We start from the raw sequence: 14,246 nt of genomic DNA on the forward strand, positions 1-14,246 counted from the left end.
GTGTGTGCTGTCGTGAGGTTCTGGACGCTGGCAGTCCGGCGCCGCCACCACACGGCGCCGGCCTGAGGATCACGCCGCCTCGACGAAGGGAATCCGGATGACGGAGAGCGCGCCGACCACCGAGAGCCGAACCGTTCCACCCGCGCGGGCGTACCCGTTCAGCGTTCCTGACCGCCTCGTCGTCGACCCGACCTACGGCCAGCTGCGCGAGAGCGAGCCGATGACCCGGGTGCAGCTCCCCTACGGTGAGGAGGCGTGGCTCGCCACCCGGTACGAGGACGTCCGTACGGTCCTCGGCGACGTCCGGTTCGGCCGCGCCCCGGCCGTCCAGCGCGACGAGCCCAGGCTCACCCCGCGCCAGCAGTACAGCGGCATGCTGACCATGGACCCACCCGATCACACTCGGCTGCGCCGGTTGGTGGCGAAGGCGTTCACGGCCCGCCGGGTGGAGGCGTTGCGCCCCCGCACCCAGGAGATCGCCGACACGCTGGTCGACGACATGGTCCGCCTCGGTCCTCCGGCCGACCTGGTGGAGCACGTCGCCACACCGTTGCCGATCCAGGTGATCTGCGAGCTGCTCGGCGTCCCGTACTCCGACCGCGACCGCTTCCACACCTGGTCCGAGGCGATCGTCTCGACCACCTCGCTGCCCATGGAGACGATCCAGGAGTACCTGAACAATCTCTGGGGCTACATCGGTGATCTGGTCGCCGAGCGCCGCCGCGAGCCGGGGATCGACGACCTGCTCGGCGCGTTGGTGCGCGCCCGCGACGAGAACGAGGATCGGCTCAGCGAGACCGAGCTGGTGGAGCTGGCCGGAGGGCTGCTCGCGGCCGGCCACGAAACCACAGTGACCCAGATCCCCAACTTCGTGTACGTCCTGCTGCACAATCCGGACCAGCTCGCTCGGCTACGGGCCGACCCGTCGCTGGTGCCGGCCGCGGTCGAGGAGTTGTTGCGGTACGTGCCGCTGGGCGTCGGTTCCTCCTTCGCCCGGTACGCCAAGGAGGACGTCGAGGTCGGCGGGGTGCTGGTCCGGGCCGGTGAGCCGGTCCTCGGCTCACTGTCGTCGGCGAACCGGGACGCTACCGTCTTCGCCGACCCGGACCGGCTGGACCTCGGCCGCGAGCAGAACCCGCACCTGGGCTTCGGGCACGGCGTTCACCACTGCGTCGGCGCGCAGCTGGCCCGCATGGAGTTGCAGGTCGCCGTCGCCACACTCGTGACCCGCCTGCCCGGATTGCGGCTCGCCGTACCCGAGGAGGAGTTGCAGTGGAAGCGGGGCATGTTGGTCCGGGGCCTGCTCGGCATGCCGGTGGCCTGGTGAGTGCCGCCTGGCGGATCGGGGTGGACTCGCGCCGCTGCATCGGCACGAGCATCTGCGCCGGTACCGCACCCGAGCACTTCCGCCTGGTCGGCGGCCAGTCCGCGCCGCTTGCCGACGTCGTCGCCCCGGCCGAGGTCATCCTCGACGCCGCCGACTCCTGCCCGGTGGAGGCGATCACGGTCCGCGACGCCACCGACGACACGCTGATCGCACCGCAGGAGTGACCCGACGTCGAGCCCGGCCGTCCGCACTATGAGCGGAGCAGCTGTGGAGGCCGGCAGACCAGCGACGAGGCGGTCATGGCGGTGCACCGGATCGGCGGAAGCTCAGGTCGAGGTGATCTGGAGTCGGCAGGGGACCATGGGGGCGAGCCCAAGGTCGCCGAGTATGGCCGCGCCCCGCCGGGCATGGCCGCCACCGGCGAACACCAGGGTCCGTGCGGACTGGTATCGGCAGCCGGCGGCGTCGAACGTACCTGCCGCAGCGAGCAGCGCCTGTTGATCGCCGTCGAGCAGCGCTTCCGCTCGTTGCACCATGGCCTCCGCGACGACGTTGCCGGCCACGACGGTCCTGGCCTCGGCCAGATGGTCACGAGCGCCCGGGCCCCCGGCGAGCACCGCGGCCTCGGCGCGCAGCGCGACATACCAGTGCAACCAGATCCAGGTGACTGACTTCCACACGGCGCCCGGCTCGGGGGCCATCCGTTCCAGCGCCTCTGGCGCCTGCCCCCGGTGCAGCAGCAGCATCGCGTCGAAGACCGGTCCGTAGCCATAGGTCTGTTCGTGTGAGACGCCGAGCTGTTTCAGGACCGCGGTCCAGACGCTCTGGGCCTCCCGATCGTCACGGAGACCATGGATCATCGCAACGCCGGCTGCCGCGGGACCGAGGACTGACCTGGCGGGGCTGCCGGCCCGCTGCCACGCGTCGAGGAACCGCACACTGCCGGCCAGTACGTCGTCGGTGTTACCCGCGAGCGCGTCGGCCACCAGCAGCCAACTGGTGGCACGATGACCAACCTCCACGAGCAGCGGGTGGTCGGCGATCTGCCGTGCCAACCGGCGGGCGGCTGGCAGATCGCCCGCGCCAAGGCTGGCCTCGGTGGCGTTGCCGAGGGCGTCGAGCAGTTCATGGGTGTTGGCCGGGGCAGCTGGTAGGGACGAGAGCAGCGCGACCCGGCGTCGCGCCGTGGCTGCGCTGGTGAACGTCTCGCCGGCCCAGCACTGGGCACCGGTGAGCGCATCGAGCGCCGCGGCCTCGGCGAGCGGGTCGCGCGTTCGGTGTGCGAGTGTGACGGCCCGCTCGGCGCGCGCGATCGTCTCGGGTACCGCGTTGTCGGGTGGGCCCTGGGCTGCGCCGAACGCGTCGCTGAGCACCCCAGCCTCGGCCAGCGCCACCGCGGCCTGGGCGGCCGGGTCGTCGCCGGCCAGCTCTCGTGCCTCGCGGATGAGCGCGATCGACTCCTCCGGCGGCGGAAGTAGTTCGAACCTGCTCCAGAACCGGTAGGTGTTGGTGGCAGCGGTCGCCAGGTCGGAGGCGGCACCGGCGGCATCTCCCGCTCGGCGGGCGGCCTGCGCGGCCGCCTGCCAAAGACGGTGCATGTCGTCACCGCGCATGCGGCATCCAGCCACGGCAGCGGCGTGCCGGAGCATCGACGCCTCGGCAGCGGGCTCGACAGCGAGCGCGGCCGCCTGCTCATACCGCAGCTGAGACTCGCCGACCAGGTTACGAATGAAGGCCATCTCCGCCAGCTGGCGGGCAAGGTGATAGGCGTCCATGCGTTGCTCCGGCCGGTCGACCGCCCACGACAGCGCGGCGCGAAGCTCGTCCGCCACCGGGTCGAACCGGGCACGCCAATCCGCCCGCACCACCGCAAGGTCAGCGGCAGTGGCCAGACACCAGCGAAGGTGCCGGTGACGGGACTCCACCAGCTCGCCGGCCTCGGCGAGCCGCTCCGTCCCGTACTGGCGGATGGGTTCCAGCGCCCGGTACTCGGTTCCACCAGGGAACGTCCTCACCACCAGCAGGCTCTGTTCAGCGAGCCGGGCCAGCCCGTCGGCGACGATGCCCTCCTCCGTCTCGGCCACCTCCGCCGCCGCCGAAGTGGTGAACGGCGCCACGAAGACCGACACCCGGCGCAGCAGCGCCCGGTCGGCAGGCTCCAGCAGGGCGTGGCTCCAGTCCAGTGTGGCGCGCACCGACCGGTGCCGGTCATCGGTACGGGCACCGCCGGTGAGCATTCGGAGCGGATGGGACAGGGCGGCGGTGATGCCATCCAGACCCAGCATCGGATAGCGTGCGGCAGCCAACTCGATCGCCAACGCCATTCCGTCGAGGCGCTCACAGATCGAGGCGACCTGGTCGCGCAGCGGAGGATCCAGCGGCCAGCCCACCGCTGCCGCCCGTTGCATGAACAACGCGACCGCGTCCGACTCGCCGTCGACACCCAGCGACAGCGGCGGCACCGGATACACCCGCTCGAACGGCACCATGAGCCGTGCCCGACTGGTAGCCAGCACCGTCACTGCCGGACACGCCGCCAAGAGCCGCTCGAGAAGGACCGCGACCCCGTCCAGTACGTGTTCGCAGTTGTCGAGCACCAGCAACGCCTGGCGGTCGGCCAACGCGGCGAGAACGGACTCGGTCATGTCCCGACCGGGCTGCTCGCCCAGACCGAGCGCCACGGCGACCGCAGCCGCGATCATGTCGGGGTCGGCGACCGGAACCAGATCGACGAACCACACACCGTCGGGGTAGTCACCACCTGCGTGCGAGGCCACCGCCAGCGCGAGGCGGGTCTTGCCCACTCCGCCCGGCCCGACCGCACTCACCTGACGGTGAGCCCGGATCAGCTCGCTCAGCTCAGCTCGCTCGCTCACCCGACCGACGAACGAGGTCAGCGGGGCCGGCAGAACCGGCGCCTGGGGCGCGGCACCACCGCCGGCCACCTCACGCGCCCGCTGGGCGAGCGCACGGCGATCCGGGACCTCCAGCTTGCGCAGCAGCGAGGAGACGTGTGTCTCCACGGTACGGACCGAGATGAAGAGTCGTGCGCCGATCTCCGCGTTGCTGAGATGGTCTCCGAGCAGGGCAAGCACCTCGGCTTCCCGAGGGGAGACGTCAACCACCACCCCATTCTGTCGTACGCCTCTCCGTGTGCCGGTTCCGTGGTCGACTCCGTGGTCGCCACGGATCCGCGCCGGGCATGCCGGAGGACATGCTGTGGACACGCAACCGACCGGGCCGGCAGCGGCCCGCGACCTAGGGAGTGACCATGGCGAACTCGTCCACGCAGGGCATCCGGACCGTGCTGCACCCGGTGTCGGATCTGGCCAGCGCCACGGCGGTGTACGAGGCGCTGCTCGGCGTACCGCCGACGGACGAATCGGTCTACTACGTCGGCTTCAACGCGGCAGGCCAGCACATCGGCCTGGTGCCGGGCGGTGGACCGCAGGGCCTGACCGCGCCCCTGACCTACTGGCACGTCACGGACATCGAAGCGAAGCTGGCCGAGCTGAGCGCCGTCGGCGCCACGGTGACCGAAGCGGCACACGATGTCGGCGGCGGCCGCCTCGTGGCTACCGTCGCCGATCCCGACGGCAACCTGTTGGGACTGCTTCAGGACAGGTGAGCGGCAGGGCTCGTCCGAGCCGCCGTCGCGATCAGCACCGCCAGATCCCCGATCCGCCTTCACTCCTTCGCGGTCCGGCAACCGAGAACCGCACAGCCCGAAAGGAACCACTCATGCTCACCATCGACTCCGTCACGCTCGAAGTGCCGGCCCCGGCGCCCGCCCAGGACTTCTACACCGCGGCCTTCGGCCTCGGTCCCCGTCTGCGCGTCGGCGCGTCGGACGCACCCACCACCGGTTTCCGTGGCTTCGCCGTCTCGCTCGTGGTGTCCCAGCCGGGCACCGTCAACAGCCTCTTCGGCGATGCCCTTGCCGGCGGAGCGACGACACTGAAGCCGGCCGCGAAGAGTTTCTGGGGCTACGGCGGGGTACTGCGTGACCCGTACGGCACGATCTGGAAGATCGCGACATCGGCGAAGAAGGACACCGGACCGGCCAACCGGCACATCGACGAGATGGTGCTCCTGCTGGGAGTGGACGACGTCGCCGCGACCAAACGGTTCTACGTCGACCACGGTCTCACCGTGGCCAAGAGCTTCGGCCGCAAGTACGTCGAGTTCGCCACGTCGAACATCAAGCTGGCGCTGTACGGCCGTCGTGCCGCCGCCAAGGACGCGGGCGTCTCGCCCGACGGCACCGGATCACACCGGCTCGTCATCGGCAGCAGCGGCGCCGGAACCTTCACCGACCCTGACGGTTTCGAGTGGAAGGCCGGCGAATGAAACCGCCGCCCACGTCGGCGTGCCGGGAATCGCCGACGCCGCGCTGCTCACGACGTGTGCCGGGGGCTGACGGTACGGGCCCCCGGGACGGTCGTCGTCAGGGGAAAGGCAGGTCGCTGGCTGTGCTCGGGGTCAGGACGTGTCGGGTCCGGTCCCCGGTCCAGGCCGCTTCGAGGATCGCGGTCAGGCTGGCGGTGTCGGTCGGGCCCGGATGGTTCTGGATCAACCGGGTGACGCCACTGGCCATCTCCGCGAAGCGCGGCAGGTCCGCGCGGGCCACGCCGATGTCGGCCAGGGTGCGGGGGATGCCGATGTCGGCAAGGAGCCCGTCGAGCCAGGTGAGGAACACCTCCGCGGCCTCGGCGTCGGAGGCGTCGGCGACGTCGAGCCCGCACACCCGGGCGAGGACGGCCAACCGGTCGGCGATGGCGTCCCTCGCCGCGTCCAGCGCGTAGGGCAGCAACAGCCCGACGCCCAGGCCGTGCGGCGTGTGCGTGGCCGCGCCGATGGGGTACTGGAGAGCGTGCGGGGCCGCGTTGCCCGCGTGGGAGAAGGCGATCCCGGCGAGCATGGACCCGTAGGACATGTCCGCGCGGGCGTCCGTGTCGCCTCCGTTGCTGACGGCACGACGCAGGCTACGGGCGATCCGTTCCGCGGCCAGCAGCGCGTAGTGGTCGGTGACCGGGTTACGACCGAGGAAGACCTGCTCCACCGGGTCGCGCGGTCCGTGGGCGCGGGGCCGCGCGGTGTAGCTCTCCACCGCGTGGCAGAACGCGTCGATGCCCGAGTGGGCGGTGACGCTCGCCGGGCAGGAGTAGGTGAGTTCGGGGTCGACGATGGCGAAGTCGGGCACGATGTGGACGCTGGAGACGCCGACCTTCAGTTCGCGGTCCGGGTCGGTCAACACCGAGACGGGGGTGAGCTCCGAGCCGGTGCCCGACGTCGTCGGGACAGCCACGAGAGGGATCGTCGGCCCCGGCACCTTCGACTCGCCGTAGAAGTCGCGTGGTGTCCCACCGTGGCACCGGATGACGCCGACGATCTTGGCGAGGTCGATCACCGTGCCGCCCCCGATGGCGAGGATCACGTCGGCGTCCACCTTGGCGGCGGCCGAGACGGCCAGTGCGACATCGGTCAGCGGCACGTCGGGAGTCGCGTCGGCGAACACCTCGACGGCCTCGACCTTCTCCCGCACGGCGGCCACGATCTCGGCCACCCCCGGCTGCCGGAGAAGAACCTGGTCGGTCACGACGAGGACTCGCGAGCCACTCTCGGCCACCACTCGTGGGATGTTCTGCGCGACCCCTTCGCCCACTATCAGTTGGCGTGGTCCGCGGACGGTCTCAAGCATGTCCGTGCCTCTCCGGAACGTCGGCGGCGATGTGCGGGGCGGGTGCCCGGGGTGGCAGGTCGGTCACGGCAGGTCGATCGCCGCGTAGGTGACGTCGAGATACTCGAGGATTCCCTCGTGTGATCCCTCCTTGCCGATCCCGGACTGCTTCACGCCACCGAACGGAGCTGACGGATCCGATATCAGGCCACGGTTGATGCCGAGCATCCCGGTGTCCAGCCCTTCGGCGAACCGCAGCGCCCGCTGAAGGTCACGGGTGAAGATGTACCCGACCAGGCCGTACTCGGTGTCGTTGGCCTTCGCCATCACCTCGTCGTCGGACGTGAACGAGATGATCGGCGCGACCGGGCCGAAAATCTCCTCCTGCAGCATCCGCGCATCGTCGGGCACGTCGGCGAGGACCGTGGGCGGGTAGAAGTGGCCCGGCCCATCCGGACGCTCACCGCCCACCAGGACCCGGGCGCCGCGGTCGACCGCGTCGGCGACGAGCTCGTCAATCTTGGCGACCGAGACCTCGTCGATCAACGCCCCGACGGTCACGCCGTCGTCGAGACCATGGCCCATCGACAGCGCGCCCATCCGCTCGGCGAAGCGCGCCGTGAACTCCTCGCGCACCGGCTCCTCGACGTAGATCCGGTTGGCCGCGATGCAGGACTCCCCGATGTTGCGCATCTTGGCCACCATGGCGCCGTCGAGCGCGACGTCCAGGTCCGCGTCGGCACACACGATCAGGGCCGCGTTGCCGCCCAGTTCCATTGAGGTACGCAGCACGTTGTCCGCTGCCTGTCGCAGCAGCACGCGCCCGACCTCGGTCGACCCGGTGAACGAGAGCTTGCGGGTCCGACCGTCGGCCAGCAGCGCGGAGACCACCGCGCCGGAACGCTTGGTGGTCACCACGTTGACCACCCCCGGGGGTACGCCGACCTCCTCCATGATGCGGGCCAGCAACAGCATGGTGAGTGGCGTCTGGGCCGCCGGCTTGGTGATCGTCGTGCAGCCCGCCGCCAGGGCGGGAGCGATCTTGCGGGCACCCATGGCCAACGGGAAGTTCCAGGGCGTCACGAAGACGCACGGCCCGACCGGCTTCGGCACGGTGAGGATGCGATATCCACCTGCGGGAGCGGTGTTGTACCGGCCCTCGACGCGCACCGCCTCCTCGGCGAACCAGCGAAAGAACTCGGCGCCGTAGGCCACCTCCGCCCGAGCCTCGGCGAGCGGCTTGCCCATCTCGAGCGTGATCAGCCGGGCGACCTCCTCGGATCGCCCGGTCAGCGCCCGGTACGTCGCTGTCAACAACTCTGACCGTTTCCGCGGTGGGGTCGCCGCCCACTCCGCCATCGCCGCGCTCGCCGCGTCCAGCGCGGCGAGTCCGTCACCGACGTCGGCGTCCGCCACCTCGGCGATGGTCTTGCCGGTTGCGGGGTCCTCGACGGCGAACGTGGCTCCGCTTGCGGCGTCGCGCCAGGCGTCGCCGATCCGGAGCCGCCGGTGCTCCGGGGCCAGGACGTTCATCGGATCACTCATTCCGTCGCCTCCTGTGATCTTCCTGGTGATGTCCGTCGTGGCTCAGCGACCGCGGCTGTGCGCACGGACCGACGCCACCGGTCGTCTTCTCGGGCCGCGCCCGGCCGGGCGTCGTCAGGCCGTACGCACTGCTGACGGTCCGCCGGCGCCCGGCTGCCACTCGTTGGCGCGTGGTGCCGTCGCCGCCGGGCGCGGTTACCGCCCCGCCTCGGACAACGACAGCCCGGAGCCCGCGTCGAACAGGTGCGCACGGTCCAGGTCGACGGTGACCGACAGTCGCTCGCCCGGCGTACCGCTGACGGTGGGTCGTGCCTTGACCTTGACGATCTCCGTCCCCACCCGGACGTCGACCACCGTTCGGTCACCGAGCGGCTCAAGCCCGTAGAGCTCGCCCGACAACGACGCGTCCCCACGCTGCTCGACGGAGAGGTCCTCCGCGCGCAGGCCCAACAGCAGCGCCTGACCGTCCTCAGCCGTGGCCCAGCGGGGTCGCGGCAGCGTCCAGCCGTCGGCGCCGACCAGACGATCTCCCTCGGCGCGGCAGGTGAGCAGGCTGATCGGCGGGCTCCCGACGAATCCGGCGACCCACTGGTTGGCGGGACGCTCGTACACCTCGGTCGGCGTTCCGACCTGTTGCACCTTGCCCTCCTTGAGGACCGCGACCTGGTCGGCCATGGACAGCGCCTCGACCTGGTCGTTGGTCACGTAGACGAAGGTGGCGCCGAGGCTGCGGTGGATGCGGGTGAGCTCGGTGCGCATCTCGACCCGGAGCTTGAGGTCGAGGTTCGTCAGCGGCTCGTCCATCAGGAACGCGCGCGGGCTACGGACCAGTGCCCGGGCCAGTGCGACACGCTGCATCTCACCGCCGGACAGTTGGGCGGGACGACGCTGCAGGAGGCGTTCGATGTGCAGCAGGCTCGACATCTTCTGCACGGCGGCGGCGATCTCGCTCGACGAGCAGCGGCGTGCCCGCAACGGCGAGGCGATGTTCTCGTACACCGTGTGTCGCGGGTAGAGGGCGTAGCTCTGGAAGACCATGGCCAGGTCGCGTGCGGCCGGGGCGTCGCCGGTCGCGTCCCTGCCGTCCAGATGTACCGTGCCCGCGTCGAGCCTCTCCAGGCCGGCGATCGCCCGCAGGGTCGTCGTCTTGCCTGCCCCGGAGGGCCCGAGTACGACGAAGAACGAGCCGTCCGGCACGTCCAGCGTCACCCCGTCCAGCGCCTGGACCTTGCCGAAGGACTTGCGCAGCCCTTGTGCTGCAACGGTTCCCATCAGGCCACCAGCTCTTCCGTGCTCACGTCGTAGACCGCCGGGGTTCCGCCGGTGTGCCGCAGCCCGACCTTCGCGTCAGCGGCGAAACGAACAGTTGGTGGCATCCGGACCCGGACGTCACGTTGGCCGCCGTGGTCGACCACGTAGATGATTTCGTCGCCCAGCCACTCCACCGAGACCACCCGGGCCGGGATCGAGCCTTCCGCCCCCGGTGCGGTGACCTCCAGCGCCTCCGGCCGGACGCCGGCGACCAAACGACGGTCGCGTGGCAGACCCGACGGTGGCGTCAGGACCAACCCGCCCTGAGCGTGCAGCCGCCCGTCGGCGATCTCCACCTCGATCAGGTTCATCGGCGGGGAGCCGATGAACGCGGCGCAGAAGAGACTCGCCGGACGGTCGTAGACCTCCAGCGGGGTGCCGATCTGCTCGACGCGGCCCTTGTTGAGGATGGCGATCCGGTGACCGAGCGACATCGCCTCGACCTGGTCGTGGGTGACGTAGACCATCGTCGCCCCCAGCTCTCCCTGCAGGTGCTTGATCTCCGTGCGCATGTCCGCCCGCAGCTCCGCGTCCAGGTTGGTGAGCGGCTCGTCCATCAGGAACGCGCGCGGTCGGCGTACCAGGGCGCGAGCCAGCGCCACACGCTGCTGCTCCCCGCCGGACAGCTGGCGCGGTCGTCGGTTCAGGAGCGGACCGAGCCGCATCAGCCGGGCGGCCTCCTCGACCCGCGCGTTCACCTCCTGCTTGGGCAGGCCCTCGGCCCGCAGTGGGAACGCCAGGTTGTCGCGGGTTCGCAGATGCGGGTAGAGAGCGTAGAACTGGAACACCATGGCGATGTCGCGCTCGGCCGGCCGCAGGTCGTTGACCAGCGTGTCGCCGATGCGGATGTCGCCCGCCGTCTGCCTCTCCAGGCCGGCGATGGCGCGCAGCGTGGTCGTCTTGCCGCAACCCGAAGGGCCGAGCATCACGAACAGCTCGCCGTGGCCGATGGACAGGTCGACGTGCTCGACCGCTACCGTTCCGTCGGGGTAGCGCTTGTGCAGCGCGGTCACCTCGATGCCCGCCATCAGCGTCGCACCGCCCCGAGCGTCACACCGGCGATGAGGTGCTTGCGCACCAGGTACGCGAAGACGAGCACCGGTAGGGCGAACACCACGGAGGCGGCGGCCACGAGACCCCAGTCCGTGGTGGTACCGCCGATCAGGCCGGCGATGGCCGGGGGAGCCGTCCGCACGCTGTCGCTGGAGGTGAGGAAGGTGGCGAACACGAACTCGTTCCACGAGAAGATGAGGGCGAAGACCGCCGTCGCGGCGATGCCGGGCACGAGCAGCGGCAGGGTGTACCGCCAGAACGCCTGCAGGCGCGTGTACCCGTCGAGCATGGCGGCGTCCTCGTACTCGGCGGGCACCTCGTCGACGAACCCCTTCATCATCCAGATCGTGAACGGGACGTTGAACGCGGTGTAGATGAGGATCAGGCCGAGCTTGTTGTCGTAGAGGCCGATCTGCCGGTACATCAGGAAGATCGGGATCACGACCACCACGGGCGGCATGAAGCGGGTGGACAGGATGAAGAACAGTTGGTCCTTCTTGGCCTTCACCGCGAAGCGTGAGTAGGCCCAGGCCGCCGGGACCCCCAGCACGGTGGCCAGCACCGTGGAAGCTCCGGCGACCACCACCGAGTTGAGGAAGTTGACGGACACCGGCGTGCGGCCGTCGCCCTGAGCGACGAACACATCCTTGTAATGCTGCAGAGTGACGGCGAAGTCGAAGAACTTGGCCGGGATGGCGTAGACGTCCCGGTTCTCCTTGATCGACGTCTCGAGCATCCACAGCACCGGAAAGAGCATCACCACGGCCAGGACGGTCAGCAGCGCGATCTCCACCACGGAGCGGCCCCGACCGCCGAGGCGGCGCGCGGGGGGCCCGTGGTCCGGGGCTGGACCGGTGGACACGGCCTCGTCAACGGAGACGGCCATCAGTCCTCCTTGAGCTTGTTCAGGTAGCGCAGGTAGAACTGCGTGAGGACGATGACGACGAGGACCATGAGGATCCCGTACGCCGAGGCGGTTCCGGAGTTGAAGCCCAGGAACGCGACTTTGTAGATGTGGAACGACAACGTCTCGGTGGAGACACCCGGACCTCCGCTGGTCAGGATGTAGACGAGGTCGAACAGCCGGAACGCCTCGATCGCCCGGAACATCACGGCGATGAGGAGCAGCGGCCACACCAGCGGAAGAGTGATCGTGCGGAACCGGAACCACTCGGAGGCCCGGTCGATCGAGGCGGCCTCGTAGAGGTACTTGGGCACCGCGGTGAGGCCCGCGAGCGCGATGAGCATGATGAACGGCGTCCACTGCCAGGTGTCGACGACGATCAGGGAGACCAGTGCCGTCCGCTGCCGGGTGAGCCACTCCACCTGCCCCAGGCCGACCGAGCCGAGCATGCTGTTGACCACGCCGAACTGCGCGTCGAGCATGAACCGCCAGAACAGCCCGACCACGACCGGCGACAGCATCATCGGAACCAGGAACAGGGTGGTCAGCGCTCCCCGCCCGCGCGTGCGCCGGGAGATCAGGTAGGCGATGCCGAAGCCGAGCACCGTCTGCAGGCCGACCGCGCCGACCACGTAGATCAGCGTGGTCAGGGCCCTCGTGTGGACCTGCGCCGACGTCAGGATGGCGGTGTAGTTGCCGAACCCGATGAAGTTGGCGGGCCCGCCGCGGGTGGCCGAGTAGTCGGTGAAGGACAGGTACAACGCCCACAGCAGCGGGAACACCGACATGCCGAGCAACAGCAGCATCGCGGGGGAGATGAACGTGACGGCGAGCCAGCGGTCGCTCAGCCGCCGGGACCGCCCCGGTGCAGGTGGCGTCACAGACACCACCTGCCCGGGGTGGTCGGTGGTCAGCGGTGCGGGGTCTTTCACAGTCCGCCGCCGCCCTTGCGGTTGCTGGAGTCGAGCACGTTCTGCTGCTCCTTGGCGATGTCGTCGAGCGCGTCCTTCGGCTTCTTCGCGCCGTTGAGCGCCGCGTTCACGTTGGTGTTCTCGATGTCGACGAGGCGCGCGTACTCGGGCACGTTCCACATGTCCCGCATCCGCGGTACCGAGTCGGCGTACACCTTGTTGAACGGCCCGGCGTTGAGGAACTCCGGCGACGCCAGGGCGTCCGTACGCGCTGGCACGCCACCGGCCGCGGCCCACTTCTTCTGGACGTCAGCCTGCTCGAACCACTTCATGAAGTTGAGGGCTTCCGCCTGGTTCGCCTTCGAGGAGTAGGCCGAGATGTGCATCCCCATACCGCCGAGCGGGACCAGGTTCGTCTTCTGGCTCGGCAGGGTGGCGAAGCCCAGCTTGTCGAGAATCTGCTCCCGGCTGGTGCCGAGCGTCGACTGCTTCGGGTCGAGCAGGCCGCCGCTCGCGGCGATCCAGTTGAACGCGATGCAGGCCTTGCCCTGAGCGACAGCCGCGTTCACCTCGTCGATGAACCAGTTGCCGGAGCCCTTCGCGGTCAGCGGCTTCATCTTGTTGACCAGGACGTCCATCGCCTCCTGGCCGGCGGCGTCGTTGAGGACACCGTCGATCTTGCGCGTCTTGGGGTCCCAGAGGTTGCCGCCGTAGACGCCGTTGACGGTGTTGTAGGTGACGGCCGCGGCGTCGGAGCCGTTGGCCTGGTGGAAGGCCAGCCCGCTGACACCGGGGTTGTCCGCCTGGCACTTCTCGGCGGCTGAGATCATCTCGTCCCAGGTCTGCGGTGGCTTGTCGCCGATCAGGTCCTTGCGGTAGATCATCGTCCAGGTGTCGCCGAGCAGCGGCAGCCCGTACAGGCTGGCGTTCTCGTCGCGTTTGCCGGTCTCCGCCTGGGGGAACTGACCGTACGCCGCCAGGAGGTAGGGGTTGTAGGCGTTGACGTCGATGTTCTCTTTGACGAAGTCGGTGAGGTCGAGGATGTTGCCGTTCGTCACGGCCTCGCCGATGTGTTGCGAGTCCAGGATCGCGATGTCGAAGTCGGTCTTGCGCGCGGCGAACTGGGTGAACATCGCGTCGTGCCAGTTGGCGTTCGGCACGGTGTTGACCTTGATGGTGGCGTTCGGCCGCTCTTTCTTGTACTCCGCGTTCGCGAAGGCTTCCAGTGCCTGGGCGGGGGGCCAGTCGAACCAGATGAAGCTGAGGGTCAGCGGGTCCTTGGTGAGCTCCGGGATGGCCGCCGGCGCCTTCGGGGCGCTCGCCTTCGCGCCGTCGTCCTTGCTGTCGCCGCCGCACGCCGCCACGGTCGTGGCCATCAGCAGCATGGCTGCCGTCGCCAGCTGCACCTTCCGGGCGGGAACGGACAATCGTCCTGTTCGCTTCTGATATCGCATCTTCGGGCCTGCTTTCTGGGGTGGGGACTTCTAAGGCCTCGCTATGTGCTTCGCCGTGCAG

The 14,246-nt window shown here is 69.6% G+C and carries 12 protein-coding genes; 4 read left to right on the forward strand and 8 right to left on the reverse strand.

Annotated features, from left to right (window positions below):
- Window positions 1–97: 97 nt before the first annotated feature.
- Both AB0C03_RS17680 and AB0C03_RS17685 read left to right on the forward strand, forming a co-directional pair.
- Window positions 98–1,327: a cytochrome P450 gene (locus AB0C03_RS17680; protein WP_030328422.1), complete on the forward strand. Its 1,230-nt coding sequence runs from the start codon at window positions 98–100 to the stop codon at window positions 1,325–1,327.
- Window positions 1,324–1,551 carry a ferredoxin gene (locus AB0C03_RS17685; RefSeq protein ID WP_030328420.1) on the forward strand — a complete coding sequence of 76 codons (228 nt, stop codon included), beginning with the start codon at window positions 1,324–1,326 and terminating at the stop codon, window positions 1,549–1,551. Before AB0C03_RS17680 ends, AB0C03_RS17685 begins: the two co-directional genes overlap by 4 nt.
- 102 nt (window positions 1,552–1,653) lie before the next feature.
- Here AB0C03_RS17685 and AB0C03_RS17690 read toward each other — a convergent pair whose 3' ends face one another.
- Window positions 1,654–4,452 (reverse strand): ATP-binding protein, encoded by a 2,799-nt coding sequence (locus AB0C03_RS17690; RefSeq protein WP_357637814.1) that lies wholly within the window; start codon window positions 4,450–4,452, stop codon window positions 1,654–1,656.
- Between the two features lie 146 nt (window positions 4,453–4,598).
- On the opposite strand from AB0C03_RS17690, the gene AB0C03_RS17695 reads away from it, so the two are divergent.
- Both AB0C03_RS17695 and AB0C03_RS17700 read left to right on the forward strand, forming a co-directional pair.
- Window positions 4,599–4,955, forward strand: a complete 357-nt coding sequence (locus tag AB0C03_RS17695; RefSeq protein WP_030328415.1) for a VOC family protein — start codon at window positions 4,599–4,601, stop codon at window positions 4,953–4,955.
- A 113-nt stretch (window positions 4,956–5,068) separates the two neighbouring features.
- A complete protein-coding gene (locus AB0C03_RS17700; protein WP_030328413.1) occupies window positions 5,069–5,677 on the forward strand; it encodes a VOC family protein in 609 nt (202 codons plus the stop codon).
- A gap of 97 nt (window positions 5,678–5,774) precedes the next feature.
- Here the strand turns inward: AB0C03_RS17700 and AB0C03_RS17705 are convergent, their stop codons facing one another.
- From AB0C03_RS17705 to AB0C03_RS17735, 7 genes are all read right to left on the reverse strand, one after another.
- Window positions 5,775–7,028 carry an iron-containing alcohol dehydrogenase gene (locus AB0C03_RS17705; protein WP_030328410.1) on the reverse strand — a complete coding sequence of 418 codons (1,254 nt, stop codon included), beginning with the start codon at window positions 7,026–7,028 and terminating at the stop codon, window positions 5,775–5,777.
- A gap of 63 nt (window positions 7,029–7,091) precedes the next feature.
- The gene (locus tag AB0C03_RS17710) at window positions 7,092–8,552 is read right to left on the reverse strand and encodes an NAD-dependent succinate-semialdehyde dehydrogenase (RefSeq protein WP_030328408.1); all 1,461 of its coding nucleotides are present in this window, start codon (window positions 8,550–8,552) and stop codon (window positions 7,092–7,094) included.
- A 195-nt stretch (window positions 8,553–8,747) separates the two neighbouring features.
- Window positions 8,748–9,824, reverse strand: a complete 1,077-nt coding sequence (locus tag AB0C03_RS17715; protein ID WP_357637819.1) for an ABC transporter ATP-binding protein — start codon at window positions 9,822–9,824, stop codon at window positions 8,748–8,750.
- Complete coding sequence (locus tag AB0C03_RS17720; RefSeq protein WP_030328404.1) at window positions 9,824–10,891, reverse strand: ABC transporter ATP-binding protein; 1,068 nt, start codon at window positions 10,889–10,891, stop codon at window positions 9,824–9,826. Before AB0C03_RS17720 ends, AB0C03_RS17715 begins: the two co-directional genes overlap by 1 nt.
- Complete coding sequence (locus AB0C03_RS17725; RefSeq protein WP_030328402.1) at window positions 10,891–11,802, reverse strand: carbohydrate ABC transporter permease; 912 nt, start codon at window positions 11,800–11,802, stop codon at window positions 10,891–10,893. The genes AB0C03_RS17720 and AB0C03_RS17725 overlap by 1 nt, the downstream gene beginning before the upstream one ends.
- Window positions 11,802–12,701 carry a carbohydrate ABC transporter permease gene (locus AB0C03_RS17730; protein WP_036410793.1) on the reverse strand — a complete coding sequence of 300 codons (900 nt, stop codon included), beginning with the start codon at window positions 12,699–12,701 and terminating at the stop codon, window positions 11,802–11,804. Before AB0C03_RS17730 ends, AB0C03_RS17725 begins: the two co-directional genes overlap by 1 nt.
- Before the next feature lie 47 nt (window positions 12,702–12,748).
- Window positions 12,749–14,107, reverse strand: a complete 1,359-nt coding sequence (locus AB0C03_RS17735; RefSeq protein WP_245233510.1) for an extracellular solute-binding protein — start codon at window positions 14,105–14,107, stop codon at window positions 12,749–12,751.
- Window positions 14,108–14,246 lie beyond the last annotated feature (139 nt).

This window comes from Micromonospora parva, from assembly GCF_040649675.1.
Lineage (GTDB): Bacteria > Actinomycetota > Actinomycetes > Mycobacteriales > Micromonosporaceae > Micromonospora > Micromonospora parva.